This is a genomic window from Pseudomonas sp. NPDC087615, from assembly GCF_044743445.1.
GTDB lineage: Bacteria > Pseudomonadota > Gammaproteobacteria > Pseudomonadales > Pseudomonadaceae > Aquipseudomonas > Aquipseudomonas baetica_A.
The window spans coordinates 1-21,757 of record NZ_JBIUWM010000043.1; the positions used below are offsets into that span (position 1 = coordinate 1).

The 21,757-nt window shown below is 57.7% G+C and carries 22 protein-coding genes, 1 pseudogene and 1 riboswitch; of the genes and pseudogenes, 15 read left to right on the forward strand and 8 right to left on the reverse strand.

What is annotated here, in order from left to right; all coding sequences use genetic code 11:
- The 4 genes and pseudogenes from ACIOU6_RS19945 to ACIOU6_RS19960 all read left to right on the forward strand — a co-directional run.
- A pseudogene (locus ACIOU6_RS19945) lies at positions 1-197 on the forward strand (succinate--CoA ligase subunit alpha); the annotation flags it as partial.
- Positions 198-527: 330 nt separating this feature from the next.
- A complete protein-coding gene (gene brnQ / locus ACIOU6_RS19950; RefSeq protein ID WP_221732174.1) occupies positions 528-1,841 on the forward strand; it encodes a branched-chain amino acid transport system II carrier protein in 1,314 nt (437 codons plus the stop codon).
- 195 nt (positions 1,842-2,036) lie between these two features.
- Positions 2,037-2,774 carry a DUF599 domain-containing protein gene (locus ACIOU6_RS19955; RefSeq protein WP_221732175.1) on the forward strand — a complete coding sequence of 246 codons (738 nt, stop codon included), beginning with the start codon at positions 2,037-2,039 and terminating at the stop codon, positions 2,772-2,774.
- A complete protein-coding gene (locus tag ACIOU6_RS19960) occupies positions 2,774-3,175 on the forward strand; it encodes an MAPEG family protein (protein ID WP_221732176.1) in 402 nt (133 codons plus the stop codon). Before ACIOU6_RS19955 ends, ACIOU6_RS19960 begins: the two co-directional genes overlap by 1 nt.
- 77 nt (positions 3,176-3,252) lie before the next feature.
- Here ACIOU6_RS19960 and ACIOU6_RS19965 read toward each other — a convergent pair whose 3' ends face one another.
- Positions 3,253-3,489 carry a hypothetical protein gene (locus tag ACIOU6_RS19965; RefSeq protein WP_221732177.1) on the reverse strand — a complete coding sequence of 79 codons (237 nt, stop codon included), beginning with the start codon at positions 3,487-3,489 and terminating at the stop codon, positions 3,253-3,255.
- A 158-nt stretch (positions 3,490-3,647) separates the two neighbouring features.
- Between ACIOU6_RS19965 and ACIOU6_RS19970 the strand changes: the two genes are divergently transcribed.
- The 4 genes from ACIOU6_RS19970 (at position 3,648) to ACIOU6_RS19985 (ending at position 7,357) form a co-directional block, all read left to right on the forward strand.
- A complete protein-coding gene (locus ACIOU6_RS19970; protein ID WP_221732178.1) occupies positions 3,648-4,124 on the forward strand; it encodes a PaaI family thioesterase in 477 nt (158 codons plus the stop codon).
- Positions 4,121-4,573 (forward strand): PaaI family thioesterase, encoded by a 453-nt coding sequence (locus ACIOU6_RS19975; protein ID WP_221732179.1) that lies wholly within the window; start codon positions 4,121-4,123, stop codon positions 4,571-4,573. The genes ACIOU6_RS19970 and ACIOU6_RS19975 overlap by 4 nt, the downstream gene beginning before the upstream one ends.
- Positions 4,574-4,654: 81 nt before the next feature.
- The gene (htpG, locus tag ACIOU6_RS19980) at positions 4,655-6,559 is read left to right on the forward strand and encodes a molecular chaperone HtpG (RefSeq protein WP_401138694.1); all 1,905 of its coding nucleotides are present in this window, start codon (positions 4,655-4,657) and stop codon (positions 6,557-6,559) included.
- A gap of 69 nt (positions 6,560-6,628) precedes the next feature.
- On the forward strand, positions 6,629-7,357 hold the full coding sequence (locus ACIOU6_RS19985) for a dienelactone hydrolase family protein (RefSeq protein WP_221732181.1): 729 nt from the start codon (positions 6,629-6,631) through the stop codon (positions 7,355-7,357).
- A gap of 100 nt (positions 7,358-7,457) precedes the next feature.
- Here ACIOU6_RS19985 and ACIOU6_RS19990 read toward each other — a convergent pair whose 3' ends face one another.
- Positions 7,458-8,321, reverse strand: a complete 864-nt coding sequence (locus ACIOU6_RS19990) for a pirin family protein (RefSeq protein ID WP_221732182.1) — start codon at positions 8,319-8,321, stop codon at positions 7,458-7,460.
- 61 nt (positions 8,322-8,382) lie between these two features.
- The gene (locus ACIOU6_RS19995) at positions 8,383-8,799 is read right to left on the reverse strand and encodes an OsmC family protein (RefSeq protein WP_401138695.1); all 417 of its coding nucleotides are present in this window, start codon (positions 8,797-8,799) and stop codon (positions 8,383-8,385) included.
- A gap of 128 nt (positions 8,800-8,927) precedes the next feature.
- On the opposite strand from ACIOU6_RS19995, the gene ACIOU6_RS20000 reads away from it, so the two are divergent.
- The gene (locus ACIOU6_RS20000; protein ID WP_401138696.1) at positions 8,928-9,983 is read left to right on the forward strand and encodes an amidohydrolase family protein; all 1,056 of its coding nucleotides are present in this window, start codon (positions 8,928-8,930) and stop codon (positions 9,981-9,983) included.
- 130 nt (positions 9,984-10,113) lie between these two features.
- The gene (locus tag ACIOU6_RS20005) at positions 10,114-11,739 is read left to right on the forward strand and encodes a methyl-accepting chemotaxis protein (protein WP_221732185.1); all 1,626 of its coding nucleotides are present in this window, start codon (positions 10,114-10,116) and stop codon (positions 11,737-11,739) included.
- A 111-nt stretch (positions 11,740-11,850) separates the two neighbouring features.
- Here ACIOU6_RS20005 and ACIOU6_RS20010 read toward each other — a convergent pair whose 3' ends face one another.
- Genes ACIOU6_RS20010 through purM form a run of 3 tightly spaced genes read right to left on the reverse strand, consistent with a single transcriptional unit; the run spans position 11,851 to position 14,281 of the window.
- Entirely contained in the window at positions 11,851-12,564 is a 714-nt protein-coding gene (locus tag ACIOU6_RS20010) for a DUF3108 domain-containing protein (RefSeq protein WP_401138697.1), read from the reverse strand.
- Between the two features lie 8 nt (positions 12,565-12,572).
- On the reverse strand, positions 12,573-13,223 hold the full coding sequence (purN, locus tag ACIOU6_RS20015) for a phosphoribosylglycinamide formyltransferase (RefSeq protein ID WP_221732187.1): 651 nt from the start codon (positions 13,221-13,223) through the stop codon (positions 12,573-12,575).
- Positions 13,223-14,281, reverse strand: a complete 1,059-nt coding sequence (gene purM, locus ACIOU6_RS20020) for a phosphoribosylformylglycinamidine cyclo-ligase (RefSeq protein WP_221732188.1) — start codon at positions 14,279-14,281, stop codon at positions 13,223-13,225. The genes purN and purM overlap by 1 nt, the downstream gene beginning before the upstream one ends.
- Positions 14,282-14,651: 370 nt before the next feature.
- On the opposite strand from purM, the gene ACIOU6_RS20025 reads away from it, so the two are divergent.
- The 5 genes from ACIOU6_RS20025 (at position 14,652) to ACIOU6_RS20045 (ending at position 19,326) form a co-directional block, all read left to right on the forward strand.
- Positions 14,652-15,710: a DUF2066 domain-containing protein gene (locus ACIOU6_RS20025; RefSeq protein WP_221732189.1), complete on the forward strand. Its 1,059-nt coding sequence runs from the start codon at positions 14,652-14,654 to the stop codon at positions 15,708-15,710.
- Positions 15,711-15,744: 34 nt separating this feature from the next.
- Positions 15,745-16,818, forward strand: a complete 1,074-nt coding sequence (locus tag ACIOU6_RS20030) for an AI-2E family transporter (protein WP_221732190.1) — start codon at positions 15,745-15,747, stop codon at positions 16,816-16,818.
- Positions 16,819-17,035: 217 nt separating this feature from the next.
- Positions 17,036-17,740: a DnaA regulatory inactivator Hda gene (gene hda, locus ACIOU6_RS20035; RefSeq protein WP_221732191.1), complete on the forward strand. Its 705-nt coding sequence runs from the start codon at positions 17,036-17,038 to the stop codon at positions 17,738-17,740.
- 214 nt (positions 17,741-17,954) lie between these two features.
- Complete coding sequence (locus tag ACIOU6_RS20040; RefSeq protein WP_221732192.1) at positions 17,955-18,569, forward strand: C40 family peptidase; 615 nt, start codon at positions 17,955-17,957, stop codon at positions 18,567-18,569.
- A 220-nt stretch (positions 18,570-18,789) separates the two neighbouring features.
- The gene (locus ACIOU6_RS20045) at positions 18,790-19,326 is read left to right on the forward strand and encodes a C40 family peptidase (RefSeq protein ID WP_401138698.1); all 537 of its coding nucleotides are present in this window, start codon (positions 18,790-18,792) and stop codon (positions 19,324-19,326) included.
- A gap of 66 nt (positions 19,327-19,392) precedes the next feature.
- Here ACIOU6_RS20045 and ACIOU6_RS20050 read toward each other — a convergent pair whose 3' ends face one another.
- Positions 19,393-20,706 (reverse strand): PQQ-dependent sugar dehydrogenase, encoded by a 1,314-nt coding sequence (locus tag ACIOU6_RS20050; RefSeq protein WP_401138699.1) that lies wholly within the window; start codon positions 20,704-20,706, stop codon positions 19,393-19,395.
- 66 nt (positions 20,707-20,772) lie between these two features.
- Entirely contained in the window at positions 20,773-21,357 is a 585-nt protein-coding gene (locus ACIOU6_RS20055) for a hypothetical protein (RefSeq protein WP_221732195.1), read from the reverse strand.
- A 153-nt stretch (positions 21,358-21,510) separates the two neighbouring features.
- Positions 21,511-21,737: riboswitch (cobalamin riboswitch) on the forward strand.
- Positions 21,738-21,757 lie beyond the last annotated feature (20 nt).

Consider the following 21,757-nt stretch of genomic DNA (forward strand, 5'->3'; position numbering starts at 1 on the left):
CGGTTGATTCCTACATCGCTGGTGTGACTGCTCCAGCGGGCAAGCGCATGGGCCATGATGGCGCAATCATCTCTGGCGGCAAAGGCACTGCAGACGAGAAATTCGCTGCTCTGCAAGACGCAGGCGTAAAAACCGTGCGTTCGCTGGCAGACATCGGCAAGGCCTTGGCCGAGCTGACTGGTTGGGCTGTCAAGTAAGCCTCGTGCTTAACTGACGCTTCACCAAACAAAGGCCACCTTCGGGTGGCCTTTGTCGTTTCTGGCATTTGAGTCGATGGTGGCTATTTATAGGCATCCGCCCAATTACATGCAAAAACGCGACACGGAAACGTCGCGTATCGGATAGTTCGCCCTCTAACAGTGCGTTTGTAAGCCAAATTCGTTAGGCTAGCCGCCATTTTTGCGTCTGCCGCCCACAAGGCATGCAACGCGCTATACGGGTCAGTCCCATACGGATCGACAGCATTTCCCTAATCCCACAGGGCAATCCCCCTCTAAATTCCGATTCAGTAGTGTGGTATTACCTTAATGAAAGTTTTGAAAGGTCAGGACATCCTGGCACTTGGTTTTATGACATTTGCCCTGTTCGTTGGGGCTGGCAACATTATCTTCCCGCCGATCGTCGGCTTGCAGGCCGGACCTCATGTCTGGATGGCGGCGCTGGGCTTCCTGATCACGGCGGTCGGTTTGCCAGTGGTCACCGTCATTGCGCTGGCCAAGGTCGGCGGCGCAATGGACACGTTGAGCAGCCCGATCGGCAAGATTGCCGGCGGTGTGCTGGCGGCCGCTTGCTACCTGGCGGTCGGCCCGTTGTTCGCCACTCCGCGTACCGCGACCGTGTCGTTCGAAGTCGGTCTGGCGCCACTGACTGGCGAGAGCCCGTTGGCGCTGTTCCTCTATAGCTCGGTTTACTTCCTGTTGGTGTTCTTCATCTCGCTCTATCCGGGCCGTCTGCTCGATACCGTAGGTCGCTTCCTCGCGCCGTTGAAGATCATTGCGCTGGCGGTACTCGGCATCGCTGCATTCGCCTTGCCCGCCGGAGATATCGGTAGCGGTACTCCGGAATATGTGGCTGCACCGTTCTCCCAGGGCTTCATCAATGGTTACCTGACCATGGATACCCTCGGTGCGCTGGTGTTCGGCATCGTCATCGTTAACGCGATCCGCTCCCGTGGTGTCGAGTCGCCTGCGCTGATCACCCGTTATGCGATCATCGCCGGGCTCATTGCCGGCGTCGGTCTGGCGCTGGTGTATATCAGCCTGTTCCGTCTTGGTTCCGGCAGCCACGAAGTGGCCGTTGGTGCCACCAATGGCGCCGCGGTACTGCACGCTTACGTGCAACACACCTTCGGCTCGCTGGGCAGCGGTTTCCTTGCCGTACTGATCTCGTTGGCGTGTCTGGTGACGGCCGTGGGCCTGACCTGCGCGTGTGCCGAATACTTCAGCCGAGTGCTGCCACTGTCCTACAAGACGCTGGTGATCATTCTGGCGGCGTTCTCGCTGCTGGTGTCCAACCTGGGCCTGACCAAGCTGATTGCCTTCTCCATTCCGGTGCTGACCGCGATCTACCCGCCGTGCATCGTTTTGGTAGCGCTGAGCTTCTGCAAAGACTTCTGGCATGAGCATGGCCGCATCATCGGCCCAGTCATGTTGGTGTCCTTCGTGTTTGGCACCATCGACGCTCTGAAAGGCGCCGGCCTGGCCGACTGGCTGCCATCGCAACTGTCGCATCTGCCACTGAGTGAGCAGGGCTTGGCGTGGTTGGTGCCGTGTGTAATGACCCTGGTGGTTGCAGTGATCTGCGATCGCGTGCTGGGCAAGCGTAGTGAAGCCATTGCCTGACGTTTCCTGACCCGCCACAAGCGGGTCTTGGGCGATTAAACAGAAATGCCCCGTATCAATCGATACGGGGCATTTTTTATGGACATCAGGCAGTGTCTTTTTTCCTGAGCTAACGTCGAACGATTACATCGATTTTGGTGGGGGCGAGCAAGCCCGCTTCCCCAGATAAAGTGCTCATATTTGACAAGGAATTGCATGTCGTTCATCCAAGCTAACCTGATCCATTTGCTCGCCGCACTCTGGTTTGTCATCTGCTGGGGCGGTTATACCCGATACGCCAGTTGGAAGGCTCGCGACACCGCCTGCCTGGCCAGTGTGCTGCACCTGTATCGTGAAGACTGGATGCGCCGCATGTTGCTGCGCGACAACCGCATCGCAGACGCTAGCGTGATCGGTAATCTGGAGCGCAATGCCTCGTTCTTCGCCTCCAGTACCCTGATTATTCTTGCCGGTATTCTCACTGTGCTTGGAGCGTCCGAGCGGGCGGTGTCGTTGCTGGCGGATATTCCGATGGTGCAGCAGGCGTCGCAAGGCATGTCAGAGATCAAGTTGCTGTGTCTGGCCCTGGTGTTCGTCTATGCGTTCTTCACGTTCAGTTGGTGCATGCGCCAGTACAACTTTGCGGCGATTTTGGTGGGCTCAGCGCCCATGATCGGTGAGCGACAAGTATCGGAGCAGGAGCGCAAGGCCTTTGCTTTGCGGGCGGCGCGGGTGATTTCGATGGCGGCCAACCAGTTCAACTTTGGCCTGCGCTCCTATTACTTCGGCATGAGCATGCTGGCGTGGTTCGTCAGCCCCTGGCTGTTCATGATGATGAGCGCCGGGGTCGTGGTGGTGTTATACCGCCGCGAATTTCATTCCGACGTCCTCGATGTAATGGTGTATACCCCTACAGAGGCGCCCATCCCCGAGGCGAACAAGGAAGCTGCTTGATGAGTATTCCGTTCTGGTGTGTGTTTATCAGTGCGCTGTTGATTTATATCGCGCGTATGCCGGTGGCCAAGGCCATGAAAGAGCAGGGTGGTTACAACAATCACCTGCCGCGCCAACAACAAGCGCAGCTCACCGGTTACGGCGCCAGGGCGCTGGCGGCTCACCAGAACAGCATCGAAGCGTTCATGTTGTTTGCGGTAGGCGTGCTGATGGCGCATACCACGCAAACGGCGGGTTGGTTGATCGATACATTGGCAATCATTTTTGTAATAGCCCGGATCATCTACCTGTGGTTTTACCTGGCCGATCTGCCGCGACTGCGCAGTCTGGTCTGGGGGATTGGTTTATTGTGTTCGTTGTTATTGATGATTAGTCCGACTTTTAGAACTGTGTTGCTTTAACAGCGCATTACCGAAAAGTGACAGACAAAAGAAAACCCGCACTTGGCGGGTTTTCTTTTTCTGCATCAAGAGGCGATTTATTGCGTCTTGGCAGCTTCGTCTTTTGCAGCTTCGTTCGATTCTGCCTGAGCTTTGGCGGCTTCGGCATTTTCTTTTGCTGCGTCGTTCACTTTATCCTGAGCTTTGCTCATGTCTTGTTGAGCTTGTTCAGCATGTTCGGTGGCATCTTGAGCTTTGTCCTCGGATTTTTTATCGCAGGCAGCGAGACCGAGGGACGCGGTCAACATCAAGGCAATAGCTAAAGTCTTACGCATGGGGTGTTTCTCCTTATGGAAAATAACTACTGGCCTTAAGAACTCACGCCTGAGGGTTAAGTTCCTCATTTGTTTCAGATATATAAGTTTGTTTTGCCACGGAACTTTTGCTGTGTTTCTTACTACGGGTAAATGGGATTAACGAGAGTAATTATCAAATGGCCGAAAACCCCGTTTTTGAGCGTGCGACACGATTCCTGTCGGCGTTGCGTCACTGTCAGGTTCTTGGTTTGCAGGTGCACAGCGCCTCCACCGAAGGGCTCACGGTTATCCTGCCGTACAGCCCGAAAATCGTGGGCAATCCGCAAACCGGAGTGATTCACGGCGGGGCAATTACCTCGTTGATGGACACGGCCTGCGGGATGTCCACTTTGTGTGTACTACCAGAGTTCGAGGTTTGCCCGACTCTTGATCTGCGCATCGACTACATGCACGCCGCTGAACCCGGCAAAGATGTTTATGGCTTCGCTCAGTGCTACCGGGTAACGACCGATGTGATCTTCGCTCGTGGCTTTGCTTATCAGGATGATCCCGAACAGCCGATCGCCCATGTCGTTGGCACGTTCATGCGTATGGGTAAGGGTCTCAGGGGCACCAAAGGTTTCGGCGGTGCGATCAAGGGGGAAGGTCAATGAGTGATGAATTGAAGGATCAACTGCAGCAGGCCCACGAACAGGGTGACTACGCGCCGCTGCTGAAGTTGATCCCCTACGCCGGGCTGATCGGCATCGAATGCTCGCGGGTCGGTGATGAGTTGCTTTTCAAGCTCCCGGCGAACAAGGACAACATTGGTAACCCTTTATTGCCGGCGATCCACGGCGGCGTTATTGCCGGGTTCATGGAGCTGGCCGCTGCCCTGCATTTATTGATTTTTACCGGTGCGCCGGGCGTGCCGAAGATCATCGACTTTTCCCTCGATTACCTGCGAGCCGGGCAATTTCGCGACACCTGGGCCAAGTGCGAGGTCTGCCGGCAGGGGCGGCGAGTCGCGAATGTCGCGGTCACAGCATGGCAAAGCACCGAAAACGAACCGATTGCCACTGCCCGCGCGCACTTCAAAATCGATGACCCCTTGAAATCCTGAACACTGCCCCAAACTCTGATGACAACCCGCCGCAGACCATTCGGGTCGCGGCCAATGCCATCTGATTGGAGTTTGATGACCATGAGTGTGGAAACTCAAAAGGAAACCCTGGGCTTCCAGACCGAGGTGAAGCAACTGCTGCACCTCATGATCCATTCGCTGTATTCCAACAAGGAAATCTTCCTTCGCGAATTGATCTCGAACGCCTCTGACGCTGTAGACAAGCTACGCTTCGAAGCCTTGGCCAAGCCTGAGTTGCTCGAAGGTGGCGCAGACCTGAAAATCCGTGTGAGCTTCGACAAAGACGCCAAAACCGTCACCCTCGAAGACAACGGTATCGGCATGAACCGTGACGATGTGATCACCCACTTGGGCACCATCGCCAAGTCGGGCACTGCCGATTTCATGAAAAACCTCTCGGGCGATCAGAAGAAGGATTCGCACCTGATCGGTCAGTTCGGCGTCGGTTTCTACTCGGCCTTCATCGTTGCAGACCAGGTTGACGTGTACAGCCGTCGCGCCGGCACACCTGCCAGCGAAGGCGTGCACTGGTCGTCGAAAGGCGAGGGTGAGTTCGAAGTTGCCACGATCGAAAAACCTGAGCGCGGCACTCGCATTGTCCTGCACCTGAAAGCGGCGGAAGACGAGTTCGCCGATGGCTGGCGTCTGCGCAACATCATCAAGAAGTACTCCGACCACATTGCCCTGCCGATCGAACTGCCGAAAGAAGTCACCGCAGCCGAAGGCGAAGAGTCGCCAGCCGTTGAGTGGGAAACCGTCAACCGCGCCAGCGCCCTGTGGACCCGTCCTCGCACCGAAGTGAAGGATGAGGAATACCAGGAGTTCTACAAGCACATCGCCCATGACTTTGAAAACCCGCTGGCCTGGAGCCACAACAAAGTTGAAGGCAAGCTCGAATACAGCTCGTTGCTGTACGTGCCGGCCCGTGCACCGTTCGACCTGTACCAGCGTGAAGCGCCGAAAGGCCTGAAGCTGTACGTACAGCGTGTGTTCGTGATGGATCAAGCCGAGTCCTTCCTGCCGTTGTACCTGCGCTTCATCAAGGGTGTGGTCGATTCCAACGACCTGTCGCTGAACGTGTCGCGGGAAATCCTGCAGAAAGACCCGATCATCGACTCGATGAAGTCGGCGCTGACCAAGCGCGTACTCGACATGCTGGAAAAACTGGCGAAGAACGAGCCTGAGCAATACAAAGGCTTCTGGAAAAACTTCGGTCAGGTCATGAAAGAAGGCCCGGCAGAAGACTTCGCCAACAAGGAGAAAATCGCCGGGCTGCTGCGTTTCGCATCGACCCATGACGAAGACGGCGAGCAAGTTGTCGGTCTGGCTGACTACCTGGCGCGCGCCAAGGAAGGTCAGGACAAGATCTATTACCTCACCGGCGAAACCTACGCGCAGGTCAAGAACAGCCCGCACCTGGAAGTCTTCCGCAAGAAAGGCATCGAAGTGCTTCTGCTGACCGACCGTATCGACGAGTGGCTGATGAGCTACCTCAGCGATTTCGACGGCAAGACGTTTGTCGACGTGGCACGCGGTGATCTCGATCTTGGCAATCTGGACTCGGAAGAGGACAAGAAGGCTGCGGAAGAAGTTGCCAAGTCCAAAGAAGGTCTGGTTGAGCGTCTGAAAACTGCGCTGGGCGATTCCGTGGCTGAAGTGCGTGTTTCTCATCGTCTGACCGATTCCCCGGCCATTCTGGCCATCGGCGAGCAGGATCTGGGTCTGCAAATGCGTCAGATCCTCGAAGCCAGCGGTCAGAAAGTGCCGGATTCGAAGCCGATTTTCGAATTCAACCCGGCGCACCCGCTGATCGAAAAACTCGACGGTGAGCAGAGCGAAGAGCGTTTTGGCGACCTGTCGCACATCCTCTTCGATCAGGCAGCCCTGGCTGCCGGCGACAGCTTGAAGGACCCGGCCGCTTACGTGCGCCGACTGAACAAGCTGCTGGTTGAACTGTCGGTTTAATCACGTTGCAAAAAAAACCCGCTTCGGCGGGTTTTTTCATTCTGGTGTTTAACAAATCAGGAGTCAGAAATGAGCCAAGTCACTGTACGTTCCGTGGTCTATCAGATTGATGGTCAGCCTTATGAAGGCCGGTTGGCCTTCGATGCCGATCATAAGAACGCGCGTCCGGGTCTGTTGATGGCGCCGAACTGGATGGGCGTCAGTGCCGGCGCCGAAGAGATCGCCAAATCGGTCGCAGCCAAAGGCTACGTGGTGTTGATCGCTGACGTTTACGGTCAGGCGGTGCGTCCCCAGAACGCCGATCAGGCTGGCGCGGCGATGATGCCGCTGAAAGATGATCGGGCCTTGCTGCGCAAGCGCATGCAAGCGGCGTTCGAGCAGTTGCACGCGCAAGGTGAAGCAGCGGTCGATATTTCGAAACTGGCGGTGTTCGGCTTCTGTTTTGGCGGCTGTTGTGCGCTGGATCTGGCGCGTACCGGTGCGCCGGTGAAGGCGACGGTATCCTTCCACGGTACGCTGGATTCGCCAAACCCGGCGGATGCGAAGAACATCAAGGGCTCGGTGCTGGTGTTGCATGGTGCTTCCGACCCCTTGGTGCCGAAAGAGCAATTGCCTGCTTTCGAAGATGAGATGAACGCGGCGAACGTGGATTGGCAGTTGCTGAGCTACGGCGGTGCGGTGCACTCGTTTACCGATCCGCACGCCAATATGCCGGGCAAAATGATGTACGACGCGAAGACCGCTGCGCGCGCCTTCAAGTCGATGCATGACTTGTTGGATGAAGTGTTCAGGGGCTGATTCAGGCAGCGCCTGCTCTGGCTTCTTCTTCCGCATTGGAACGCGTTCCAATGCGGGAACAGGCTTGCTCGCGAAGAGATGTTAGTCAGCGGCACAAGACTCAGGGCAATTCAATCCGCTCACTTTCCCCCGGCACTGTCGGCCAATCCCCGGCCGCCCACTTGCGCCGAGCCTCATCAATGGCCGCCGGATCGCTCGCGACAAAATTCCAGTTGATCCGCCGAGGTCCGTCCAGCGGCGCACCGCCGAACACCACAGCATGACAGTCACTCTCGGCAAACAAACTCATCTCTTGCCCTGCCGGCAACACCACCAACACATGCGGCTCGATGGGTTCGCCATTCAATTGCGCATCACCACTGAGCACATACACCGCCCGCTCTTCATGCTCGGTCGGTATGAGCAGCGTGGTCGCCGTTTGCATTTTTACTTCGGCGTACAGCGTAGGAGAAAGCACCGGTACCGGCGATTCAAGACAAAAGCCTGACCCGGCAATCATCCGAATCTGCACGCCGAGGTTATCGCTGACGGGTAACGTCGCCGCCGGGTGATGGCTGTAGTGTCCTGGCCCTTGCTCATGATCCTTGGGCGAGGCCAGCCAGATCTGCAAACCGTGCATGGTGAAGCTTTGCTCCCACAACTTCTCGGGCGTGCGCTCGACGTGAGCGATGGCGCTGCCAGCGGTCATCCAACTGACATCGCCGGCGCTGACCACCTGATCGGAGCCGAGGCTGTCCTTGTGCTGGATTTGCCCTTCAAACAAATAGGTGAGGGTCGACAGGCCGATGTGCGGATGCTGTCGGATGTTCATGCCTTTGCCCGTCGGATAAATCGTCTCGAGCATGTGATCAAAAAATACGAAAGGCCCGACGCTGCGGCATTTAGCTGACGGCAGTGGGCGCAGAATCGGCTGGCCTTCGACGTCTTCGGCGCGCGCGCGGATGATCAGAGGTTGCGTGTCCATGGTGCATTCCAGGCTGAGCGGGTGATGCGCAGAGCATAACCCGCCGCAGCCCGCGTGTTGATTATTGGCTGTCGAAGCCTTGTGGTGCGTGGGTTTCGATCGTCACGTCGGTGGTGGTCATCAGCTTGTGGACCGGGCAGCGGTCGGCAACGCGCAGCAGTTCTTCACGCTGGGCGTCAGTCAATACGCCTTTGAGGGTGAGTGTGACGTGCAAGACGTATTTGCCTTTTTGTTCTTCGCTGTTGTCGCGTTTGACTTCGACACCTACGCCAGTCAGCGGGATGTCTTTCTTCTTTGCGTACATCTTCAGGGTTATTGCCTTGCAGGCGCCGAGGGCAGCGTCGAAGTAATCGTGCGGCTCGGGTGCCGAGCCTTCGCCGCCGGCAGATTTCGGTACGTCGGCAAACAGTTCGTAGTCATCGATCTTTACGGTGTGACGAAAGCCTTCAGCGGAGACGGTATTGACGGTAACGGTCATGGGAACCTCACTGGCAGTAGGAAAAGTCGTTCGATCAAAAAAGACCTTGCAGTTATAGAGCATTCCCACCGGCACGCGTTCCACTTTCCTGCGGGATGAACCCTTGTCGTCAGGGCGGGGTCTAGGTTATGCCTACTTGTCGGAGATTAATTGTGTCCCTGTATCGTTTGAGTTTTGCCTGCCTTCTGGCCTTTGCCAGTTCGGCCAGTGCCCGCGAATACACCTACAGCGACGCGCACCTGCACTACGTGGATTTTTTCCAGGAAACGGCCGGCATGTCGAAACTGCTGACAGCCATGAAGGACAACTCCGTCGAGCATGTGATGATTTCCGGTATTCCCGTGGCCAAAAAGTGGCACGAAGACGAACCCAAACGCCCGCGTTATTACGCCGGCGATGATGCCGATGCGTATTGGTACAGCGCCACCGACGTGATCGTTGCGGATGCGGTGCAAAAACTAACGCCTGAGCAACGCCCCTTTTTCCATCCCTTCCTTTCAGGTTTCAACCCCAACGACAAAAACTCTGCTGCGCACATCCAGCGCATGCTCGATCTGTACCCGGGGCTATGGCAGGGCATCGGCGAGGTGTTCACCCGCCATGACGATCTGACGGCGCTGACGTCTGGTGACACGCCACGCGCCAATAACGAAGCGATGACCAGGATCTATCATCTGGCGGCGGAAAACGATCTGCCGGTGATGCTGCACTCCAACATCACCTCCAAACGTGAGAAAAATCCGCTTTATCTGAGGGAAATCGAAGAGCCGCTGCGTAATCATCCGCACACCCGGTTTATCTGGGCGCACGCGGGGACAAGCGCCGAGATTCATCGGCATCAGATGCAGTTGAAATTCCTGCTTGCGACCTTGACGCGGATGCTTGAGGCCTATCCGAATCTCTACATCGACCTGTCCTGGACCATGCTCACTCCGTATCTGCTGGATGCGCAGGGGAAGCCGCGCCCGGCATGGCTGGCACTGGTAGAGCGTTATCCGGAGCGCTTCATGCTCGGTTCGGACGTGGTCGGGCGATTCAACAGGCTCGGTCAGGAAATGCACAGCTTTAAACCGTTTCTCGATGCGCTACCGGAAGACGTCGCCCATAAAGTCGCAAAGGACAACTTCCTGGCGATCTTGCCGCGAACGGAGCTCAAATCCGCTAAAACCTCGCTGAATCGATAATGCCGCGTGTTCGGAGTATTAAGGCTTTTTGATATCACGTTTTGGTCTTACGCAAATTTCCGCCGGGCCGATACCTTCTAGAGCAACCAGCTGCAGGGTTGATGCAGCGCTTTTGGAAGGAACCAGAGCAATGAGTATCCGTAGTCTCAATATTGCCCCGCGCGCCGGATTGGGTTTTGGCCTGTTGGCCCTCATGGTGTTTGCCCTGGGGGCGTTCGCCTTGCTGCAAATGTCCAACATGCGTGCCCAGTCTGATGAGGTCGATAAAAACTGGCTGCCGAGCGTGATGGCCGTCGGCGAGATGAGTCAGGACATGCTGCGCCTGCGGGCGTTGACCATGCGCCTGTTGATCGACCGTGATCGTCAGGCGCTTGAGCAGAATGTTGCCAAGCTCAATGAATTGCGTGGCGTGCTCAGTGAAGCCCAGCAACGATATGACGTGCTGATCGTGCTGCCCGAGGAGCGTCAGTTGTTTGATCGTTTCAAAGTTGCCGAGCACAAGTACCTGGAGTTTCAGGCGCAGGTGATGCAGTTGTCCGCACAGAATCGGGTGGAGGAGGCTGCGGCGATTCTCAATATTCAGATGAGCCCGTTGGCCGATGACATCACGGTCACCCTGCGGGAACTGGTCGAACTGAACAAGCACAACGCCAACCTTGCTACCGAAGCTGCACGGTTAGTGTTCATCAATTCGCGGGTGTGGGTCGGTGTGATGATCGCCGTCACGGCGTTGATCACCATAGGCCTGGCGTTGTTACTGACCCGCAGCATCGTGATGCCGTTGGCGCAGTCGTTGGGCGTGGCGCAAGTGGTGGCCGCAGGTGATCTGACTGGAGAGATCGACATTGCAGGCAAGGACGAGCCGGCGCGACTCCTGCAAGCGCTGCAAAGCATGCAGCACAATCTGCGCGACACGATTCGGCATATCTCCGAGTCATCCAGCCAGTTGGCTTCGGCATCGGAAGAGCTCAGTTGCGTCACGGAAGACGCTACGCGCGGGTTGCATCAGCAGAGTCTCGAAATTGAGCAGGCGGCCACGGCGGTCAATCAGATGACGGCTGCAGTGGAGGAGGTGGCCAGCAATGCGGTGGCGACGTCCGAAGCCTCGCGCGAATCCGATCGTATTGCCCAGCATGGTCGTGAACAGGTACGCCAGACCGTGACGTCGATTGAGTGTCTCGCCGAGGACGTTACCAATAATGCGATTCAGGTGGAGGATTTGGCGCAGAAGGTTCATGGCATCAGCAAGGTGCTGGATGTCATTCGTTCGATTGCCGAGCAGACCAATCTACTGGCCCTTAACGCTGCGATAGAGGCGGCGCGGGCCGGCGATGCCGGGCGTGGGTTTGCAGTGGTGGCCGACGAAGTGCGGGCGCTGGCCCATCGTACCCAGCAGTCGACGCAGGAAATCGAGCAGATGATTGGCGGTATTCAGCAGGGTACCGATTCGGCGGTCAATTCGATGCAGCAGAGCAATGGGCGGGCGCGTTCAACACTGGAGTTGGCCAAAGCTGCGGGAGTGGCGTTGGAGGAGATTGCTTCGGCGTTTACGTTGATCAATGAACGCAATCTGGTGATCGCCAGCGCTTCGGAAGAGCAGGCGGCGGTAGCGCGGGAGGTGGATCGCAATCTGATGAACATCCGCGATCTGGCGATGCAGTCGTCGGCGGGGGCTAATCAAACCAGTGCGGCGAGTCAGGAGTTATCGCGGTTGGCGGTGGATCTCAACAGCATGGTGGCCAAATTCTCGGTATGACTCGATAGCCGATCGCAACGGTGAACCCACTCACAGTGGTTGTGTGTTGTTGCGCAAATTGCAGGCATGAAAAAGCCCCGCATGTGCGGGGCTCTTCAATATCGCGCTGGATCAGCTGCCTTTGACAGTCTTGCCGTTGACCGTGCCGTCCTGGAGCATGATGTTGTACTCCTTGCCGTCGGTTTCAACCTGTTGCAGGCGAACCAGCAGGTAGTCCCAGTCCTTGGCGAACCACAGGACGGTGATGCGCTTGCTTTGTGTCGGGTCGCGCACGCGCTCGACTTTGATCGAATCGATCTTGCCAGCCTTGGTGTCGACTTTTTCCGAACCCAGTACGCGGAAGTCATAGGTGTCGACTTCGCCATCATCGACCACTTGGTAGCTCATGGTCTTTTTGCCGGCCGCTACGTCATGTTGCAGCGCCAACTGATAAGTGGATTTGTCGACCATGCCACGGTTGAGCGGGATCTTCACCGCGTCGCCACGATCAGTGCCGGTAACCATTTTGCTGTTCCAGTCGAAATCCAGATCAGCCTTCTTGGCTTTACCCAGGCCACCCCGTTCGAAGTGGTAGGACTGCGGCAGCAAGGTGTCCTTGTCCAGGGTCAGGGTGCTTTTCTCGCTCAGGCTGGCAATCATCATCGAAGCCTTGAAGCTGAGCGTCCAGACGCCATTGGCACCCTTGGTCAGGCTGCGTTCGGCAGTGCCGCTCATGGGCAGTTGTTTCCAGTCTGCGGTATAGCTGGCGGAGAACGGTTGAAGGTCTGCTGCCTGCGCAAAAGGCAGGGCGAGCAGAGCGCAAGCGAAGAGCAGGGCGCGACGCATAATATCTCCTAGTTTCGAATCAAGTGGCCGCTGGCCGCGAGTAGCTGGCTATCCAGTAAAGCACCTTGTTCTCCGAGCGTCAGCCTGCCTTCGGCAAACCAGCGTACCGCCATCGGATAGATCAGGTGCTCCTGGGCGTGAACTCGCTGCGCCAGACTCTGCGGCGTGTCGTGCAACTCTACCGGTAATACTGCCTGTACGACCAGTGGTCCGCCATCGAGTTCCTCGGTGACGAAGTGTACGGAGCAGCCGTGCTCGGTGTCGCCGGCTTCCAGCGCGCGCTGATGAGTGTGTAACCCTTTGTATTTGGGCAGCAGCGACGGATGGATATTGAGCAGGCGACCCTGATAGTGGCGAACGAAATCAGCGCTGAGAATGCGCATGAAACCGGCCAGCACCACGAGTTTGGGATTGAATTCGTCAATCAGTTTGATCAGGGCAGCATCGAAGGCCTCGCGACCTTCGAATGCCTTGTGATCCAGCGAGCGGGTGGCGATACCCGCGTCACTGGCGCGTTGCAGGCCGTAAGCGTCGGCGCGGTTTGAAATCACCGCAGCGATGCGAACCGGGCTGTCGCCGGTCCGCGAGCTGTCGATCAAGGCCTGCAAGTTACTGCCGGTGCCGGACAACAGCACCACGACATCACAGGTTGCGGACATTAATGAGCCTTAAGGTTCTTCAGATCAACCTGAGCTGCGCCTTCGGCGGCGGCAGCGATCTGACCGATGACCCAAGGCTGCTCGCCCGCTTCACGCAGGGTGTTCAGAGCCACTTCAACGTGCTCCTGAGCCACGCAGATGACCATGCCGACGCCGCAGTTCAGTACGCGGTGCATCTCGGTTTCGTCAACGTTGCCTTTCTCTTGCAACCAGTCGAAGACGGCCGGGCGAGTCCAACTGGCCACGTCAACAACGGCCTGGGCGCCTTTTGGCAGAACGCGCGGGATGTTGTCGAGCAGGCCGCCGCCAGTGATGTGGGCCATGGCTTTGACGGCGCCGGTGTCTTTGATCAACTTGAGCAGCGGCTTGACGTAGATGCGGGTTGGCGCCATCAGCAGGTCGGTCAGCGGTTTGCCGTCGAGCTGGATGTTCTCGATGTCGGCGCCGGACACTTCGATGATCTTGCGGATCAGCGAGTAGCCGTTGGAGTGCGGTCCGGACGATGGCAGGGCGATCAGGGCGTCGCCGGTCGCGACTTTCGAGCCGTCGATGATTTCGGCTTTTTCCACCACGCCGACGCAGAAGCCGGCCAGGTCGTAGTCTTCGCCTTCATACATGCCAGGCATTTCTGCGGTTTCGCCACCCACCAGCGAGCAACCGGACAGTTCGCAGCCAGCGCCGATGCCGGTAACGACCTGTGTCGCGGTTTCGACGTTGAGTTTGCCGGTGGCGTAGTAGTCGAGGAAAAACAGAGGCTCGGCGCCGCACACCACCAGATCGTTCACGCACATGGCAACGAGGTCGATGCCGATGCTGTCGTGCTTGTTCAGGTTCAGTGCCAGACGCAATTTGGTGCCAACGCCGTCAGTGCCGGAGACCAGCACAGGCTGCTTGTAGCCGGCCGGGATTTCGCAGAGGGCGCCGAAACCGCCCAGGCCGCCCATGACTTCCGGGCGCGCAGTGCGCTTGGCGACGCTCTTGATGCGTTCGACCAATGCTTCACCGGCGTCGATGTCTACACCGGCGTCCTTGTAGCTCAGGGAGGGTTGCTTGCTCATGATCCAGGCCTTTAGGGGGGATTCAGGGGTAACGACCGAGTCCAGCGGGAACGCCGAAGTCGATGGGGCGATTGCCTCACGCGAGTTTCGAGGTGCCCGGCTGTTGCCGGTCTGCGAAGGCGCGCGATTTTATCAGGCTTGAGGGGCAGCGGCCATCCTCGCACCGACGGGCAGGGGCATATCGGCCGAAATTTTTTGCAATTGAGCCGTCTGGGTGCCTGTATAAGGTGTTGCAATTAACCGTCTATCGTTATCACTGTGCAAAAACTTACCGGCGCTGTGTGAATGTTTTGCAGCGGCCGGTGGTCACAGCCTTGCTCAATCGGTTCACGCGGCCTGTTCCAGCCGCTCCTGTCGACGGGAATTTTCCATGCGTTTTTGTAAATTGTTGTTTGTGGGCTGTTTGTCTGTGGTCAGCCTGGCGAGTCATGCCGAAAACCTCAAAGGCCTTTATCAAGTGCGTGAGCCGGTCAGCGGCCAAGCGCCGCAAGAGCGCGATCGCGCGACCCAGGCTGCGCTGGATACATTGGTGTTACGCCTGACCGGTGATCCTAAAGCCCCGCAAAATCCCGGGTTGGCGCCGATCAGGAAGGATCCGCAGCAGATCATCAGCCGGTTCGGCTTTGATGCCGGTCCACCTGAGGTGCTGAAAGTCGATTTCGACCCCAATACCACCGAGCAGGCATTGCGCCGCGCCGGGTTATCCCTGTGGGGTGCCAGTCGGCCGTCGATTCTGGGTTGGTGGCTGAGTGACTCGACCGAGGGTTCGAGTCTGGTCGGTGATGGTCAGGCCGCTGCTGCACCGCTGCGTGCAGCTGCACAGCATCGCGGTTTGCCATTGCGTTTGCCGCTGGCGGACCTCGGCGAACAATTGGTTGCTACCGCGCCAGTACTGGAGGGTTCCGATCCTGCGCCATTGCAGGGCGCTTCGGAACGTTACAATGCTGACGCCTTGCTGGCAGTGCATGCCCGCGAAGAGGGCGGGCAGTGGCAGGCCAAATGGCACTTGTGGATGGGTGATCAAAAAGACGCGGGGAGCGTGCAGGGTGCCGATCAGGCCGCCGTGGCTGATGCCGTAATGCTGGCGGTTGCCGAGCGACTGGCGCCGCGTTATGTGGTCAAGCCCGGCACTTCAGGTCAGCAGACGCTGGAGGTGCAGGGCATGAATCTGGAGCATTATGCGACGCTGCTGCGGTTGCTCGAGCCGTATGGGGTGCGTCTGCAGAGTGTTGATGGCGATCGTATCGTCTATCGGGTCAATGGCAGTGCCGATCAGTTGCGTGCTCAGTTGTCGCTGGCGAAGTTGCAGGAGTTGCCGGCCGAAGCGCCGGTGCCTGTGGCTGCGCCGCAAGCGTCGGTCCAGGGTGCAGCGCCGGTTGCTGCTCCGGCCCCGACACCTGCGGCGCCATCTCTGCGGTTTCGCTGGTAAGTCTTTCCTTATATAGAAGAAGCAGGAGTGGTAAATGGCCGATACGCGGCGTTGGTTCTGGCTCGGTGGGGTGGTCCTGCTTTGCGCGTTTGTGTGGTTGCTGCACCCGATCCTCACGCCGTTTTTGGTGGCGCTGCTGCTCGCTTATCTGTTCGATCCGCTGGTTGATCGACTGGAAAAGCTCGGGCTGTCCCGAACCTGGGGCGTAATCACCGTGTTTGCCTTGTTCTCGCTCATCGTGACGGCGCTTTTGTTGGTTTTAGTGCCGATGCTGGCCAAACAGATGCTGCGACTGTATGAACTCACCCCCCAAATGCTGGACTGGTTGCAGCACACGGCGGTGCCATGGGCGCAGTCGAAGCTGGGGTTGGCGGATGGCTTCTGGAAATTCGACAAGGTCAAGGCGGCCATCAGCGAGCACATGGGCCAGACCAGCGACATTGTCGGCGTGGTGCTGAGTCAGGCGACGGCTTCGGGGCTCGCGCTGATTGGGTGGTTGGCCAATCTGGTGCTGATCCCGGTGGTGGGTTTTTATCTGCTGCGAGACTGGGACTTGATGATGGCCAAGATCCGTAGCCTGCTGCCGCGTGATCGTGAGGAGCGCGTGGTAACGCTGGCTGGCGAATGCCATGAGGTGCTGGGAGCGTTTGTTCGCGGTCAGTTGCTGGTGATGCTGGCGTTGGGTGTGATTTACGCGGCAGGGCTGATGATCGTCGGTCTGGAGTTGGGTCTTTTGATCGGTCTGATTGCGGGTCTGGCGGCGATTGTGCCGTACATGGGATTCGTGATCGGCATTGGTGCGGCGCTGATTGCCGGGTTGTTCCAGTTCGGAGGGGATCTGTACCCAATGGTCGGGATCGTCGCGGTATTCATGGTTGGTCAGGCGCTGGAAGGCATGGTGCTGACACCGCTGCTGGTGGGCGACCGGATCGGGTTGCACCCGGTGGCAGTGATCTTTGCGATTCTGGCTGGCGGCGAGTTGTTTGGTTTCACCGGGGTACTGCTGGCGCTGCCGGTAGCCGCTGTGATCATGGTGCTGGTGCGACATGTGCACGACTTGTATAAGGATTCCGACATTTATAGTGGCGTGGACGAACTCGAGTTGTGATCGAGGCTGGCGGCCCGGCGGATAGCCGGGTTGGCCCGTGTCTTGCGGGTGATGCGGGTCTGGCAGCGTCAGAGAATCTGTCATAAAACCAATGCGTTAACGCAAACCTTTGATTTTGCTTGGACTCTGTCGCATTGTGCGCTCAGCTTCACGGGTATAAACTTCGCAAACTTTACACAGAGGCCACTAACGGTTCCTTGAGAACTGTTCAGTCAGCATGAAACCGATTCAGCTGCCCCTAGGTGTGCGTCTGCGTGACGACGCCACCTTCATCAACTACTACCCAGGCGCCAATGCCGCTGCACTCGGCTATGTCGAGCGCCTATGCGAAGCCGACGCCGGCTGGACAGAAAGCCTGATCTACCTGTGGGGTAAACACGGCGTAGGGCGTACGCATCTGTTGCAGGCCGCTTGCTTGCGATTCGAGCAGATGGGTGAACCTGCGGTGTACCTGCCGTTGGCCGAGTTGATGGATCGTGGCGTCGAAATCCTCGACAACCTTGAGCAGTACGAACTGGTCTGCCTGGATGACTTGCAGGTGATTGCCGGCAAGCCTGACTGGGAAGAGGCGATGTTTCATCTGTTCAACCGTCTGCGTGACAGCGGTCGCCGCTTGCTGATTGCCGCTTCAACCTCTCCGCGTGAGCTGCCAGTGAAACTGGCTGACTTGAAATCACGCCTGACCCTGGCGCTGATTTTCCAGATGCGTCCTCTCTCCGATGAAGACAAATTGCGTGCGCTGCAATTGCGTGCGTCGCGTCGCGGTCTGCACCTGACGGATGAGGTCGGACATTTTATTTTGACTCGCGGCACTCGCAGCATGAGCGCGTTGTTTGATCTGCTTGAGCAACTCGATCAGGCCTCATTGCAGGCTCAACGCAAGCTGACCATTCCTTTCCTCAAGGAAACCTTGGGCTGGTGAAACCTTGGGTTTCATTGGGTCTCGGCATATTTCAGGCGCCAGAAAATCCGCTTTCCTGCAGGCTGTGCAGGCCGCGTTTCGTTTCAAATGGGCTTAAGCGCTTAGATGTAAACGAGAAACCGGGAAGTCACAAAAAGATCGATTGAATTTGCAAATGAAGTCGATAGCGGGCATAGTCTCGGCTTCTTTACAACTACCAGCCACGGTCGTGCCCATGCTAAAGCGCTTCGCACCCCTCGTGCCTCTCGCACTCGTCACCCTGTTGTACGGTTGCGCTGCTCATTCTCCAATTCAAGAGCAGTCACAACAGGTTAAAAATTCTGCTACTGCCCAGTCTTCCGTTATTTATCAGGAAGAGCTGGATACCGAAAAAGAACTCTCTGACTTCAACAAGAAGCCCTATGAGTTGCCAGTTCTCGCCGACAGCATCCTTGAGCGCGGCATGTCCCTGATCGGTACCCGTTACCGTTTCGGCGGTACCTCGGAAGCTGGTTTCGACTGCAGTGGTTTCATCGGTTATCTGTTCCGCGAAGAAGCTGGCATGAATCTGCCGCGCTCTACCCGCGAAATGATCAACGTTGACGCACCGCTGGTATCGCGCAGCAACCTCGAACCGGGTGATTTGCTGTTCTTCGCCACCAGTGGTCGTCGCGGTCGTGTCAGTCACGCCGGGATCTACCTGGGTGACAACCAGTTCATTCACTCCAGCAGTCGTCGTAGCGGTGGTGTTCGTATCGATAACCTGGGTGACAGCTACTGGAGCAAGACCTTCATCGAGGCCAAGCGCGCGCTCGCGATGGCACCGACCGTGGTCACCGCTCGCAAGTAATACCGCCCTTTGTCGCTGCATTCGCGGCGACAATCTGCCATCGGCAACGCAGTAGACCTAAACTTTACAAGGTGAAGTTAAAGTCTTACTTGAAGTTTGTCGTGTAGCCGCTAGAATCTGATCCTATATTGATGGCAAACCGCCTGCGTGTTCACGCAGGCGGTTTTGTTTTCTGTCCATCCGGCAGAGAAAGCCGCAGCCAGATCAGGATGTTCTGCTTATGACCATGTCGGCCCGCCTTGCATTGATGTTTTTCGCAGCGCTGCTCAGCGCCTGCGCCAGTCGCACGCCACCGCCTGCGCCGATTGTTCGCGCTCCGGTAGCGTTCGGTCCCTCTCAGTCTTTTTCACCTGCCGCTGACGACGTGTTGTTCCGCGCGCTTGGCCTGGTCGGCACGCCTTATCGCTGGGGCGGCAATACGCCGGATTCGGGGTTTGATTGCAGTGGCTTGATCGGTTTTGTTTACCGGGATGCGGTGGGTATTTCTCTGCCGCGCTCTACCCGCGAGCTGATCGTCATGCAGGCGCCGAATGTCAGCAAAGAAGGCTTGCAGACGGGCGACCTGATTTTCTTCGCCACCAATGGCGGCTCGCAGGTCAGTCATGCCGGGATTTATGTCGGGGAGGGGCGTTTCGTGCATGCGCCGGCTACCGGCGGCACGGTGAAACTCGATAGCCTGTCGAAAGCGTATTGGCAGAAGGCGTACCTGAGTGCCAAGCGGGTGTTGCAGCCTGAGCATCTGGCGCATAACCCGTAGCGCTGGGAAAAGAGATGTGGAAGCGAGCAAGCCCGCTCCCACATTTGTTATGTGTCGGCCCCTGATTTATTGAGCGGAAGACACCCGCCAAACCTTGTTCCCCACATCATCGGCCACCAGCAAGTCACCTTGCTGATCGATCACCACGCCTACCGGGCGACCCAGAGCGTTCTCGTCCTTGTCGAGGAAGCCGGTCAGCACATCCACCGGTTTGCCATTCGGCTTGCCGCCGGTAAACGGCACGAAAATCACTTTATAACCACTGTGCGGCTTGCGGTTCCAAGAGCCGTGCTGGCCGATGAACGCACCTTCCTTGAATTGCGCGGGCAGTGTGTTGCCTTCGGCGAAAGTCAGGCCCAGTGAGGCGGTGTGCGGGCCGACGGCGTAATCCGGGACGATGGCCTTGGCCACCAGATCGAGATTCTGCGGACTGACGCGCACATCGACATGCTGCCCGTAATAGCTGAACGGCCAGCCATAAAAACCACCATCCTTGACCGAGGTGATGTAGTCCGGCACCAGGTCGCTTCCAATCTCGTCGCGCTCATTGACTGCTGTCCACAATGCGCCGCTGTTTGGCTCCCAAGCCAGGCCGTTGGGATTGCGGATGCCTGAAGCGAAGATTCGGTGATCGCCGGTGGCCCGATCCACTTCCCAGATCGCTGCGCGACCTTCTTCTTTATCCAGTCCGTTTTCGCCGACATTGCTGTTCGAGCCGACAGTGACATACAGCTTGCTGCCGTCCTTGCTGGCAATAACGTTTTTGGTCCAGTGATGATTCAGCGTGCCGCCCGGCAGGTCGGTGACCTTGATCGGCTGCGTTTTGATTTCTGTCGCGCCAGTTTCGTAGTGGAAGCGCAGCAGGCGGTCGGTGTCCGCGATGTACAGGTCATTGCCGACCAGGGTCATGCCGAACGGTGAGTTGAGATTTTGCAGAAACACCGTACGCGTCTCAGCCACGCCATCGTGATCGGCATCGCGTAGCAGGGTGATGCGATTTGCGCTCGGTACGCCGGCGCCAGCCTTGCCCATGACTTTCTTCATGACCCAGCCACGAATGCCCGTGCTGTCGTCAGGTTTCGGCGGGGCATTGGTTTCCGCCACCAGCACGTCGCCGTTGGGCAGCACGTAAAGCCAGCGCGGATGGTCAAGGTCTTCGGCGAATGCCGCCACTTGCGTGCCTGCCACTGCAGTCGGTTTAGCGCCTTCGGGCCAGCCGATCGCCGGGGCGATATTCACGGTTGGGATCAGGGTGTTGTTGGGTTCGGGCAGTTTCGGTGACGGGCCGGTGCCGTCGGAGACTTGAAGGCTTGAGGATTCACCACAGGCGGCGAGCCCTCCGGCGAGCGCGATAACGAGAGCGAGCTGGGTCTTGCGCATTGCTGATCTTCCCTATGAATGCATTCTTAATCATAGAGGCACGCGCAAGCCCGATGGTTCAACCGCTTAGCCGTGGGCCTCCTTGAAGAGCACGGCAATGCCCGGGTGATAGTTGCCGGCATCGCTGCGCAATTTGCGATAGGCATAAGGGAAATACCAGGCCACGGCGCAGGTGTGTTCTTTTTGCAGGTCGTCGACCATGTCCTGCAGCTCTTCGGGGGTGGCGCTGTGCTGGGCTTTTTGCGGGGCGACAAACAGGCAGCCGAGCTTGAGGTCGCTGGCGAAACTGATGCGTTTGGCGTCGCTGGTGATCTCCAGCAGGGCTTGTGTCAGGTTGAGGTTGTTCACGCGTGGCCAGCGCTGGGTGGCTTGAATGAACGCACGATTTTCGGCGCCGGCCAGGAACAGGTCGGCGCGGGCATTGCGCTCGCCATCCTCGTTTTGCTTGCGGGTAGCGGTCTGCTCAAGCGTCACCAGCTCGGCCATCCAGGCCGCAGCGGAAAGCAATCCGAGATTGGCTTTCTCGTCATGCCAGTAGGGCGTGTCGCTGTCGCCGCGCACGGCGTTGTAACGGTCGATACAGTCAAACCAGCGTTCCAGCATCGGGCGCAGAAATTCCAGGCGCGGATTGCTGATGATCATGCCTTGCATGTGGCTCACCTTATTCTTGTGTGATGTGAGATTGTGGCTCTTTGATATCACTCTTGAGAGTGTGGCACAAGATTGGCGTCAGATAATTGATCGACGGCAGTTATTCGCCCGACAGCCCCCTCTTTAATTGACGCTCCATCCCCAACCCTCTAACCTTCGCGGCTTGTTTCAGGTGCTCTGTGACGTGCGTCGACAGAGTGAAACAGGGAAGCCGGTGAGGGTTGTCTTCAGAGCAAGCACAACCACGATCCCGGCGCTGCCCCCGCAACGGTAAATGAGTGAAAACTGCGTCGAATGCCACTGCTCAAAGCGGGAAGGCGCGCAGCCAGGCGATTCGCCGCTCATGAGCCCGGAGACCGGCCTGATTCATCCAACGGCATCACGGTGGGCGATGCCAGGC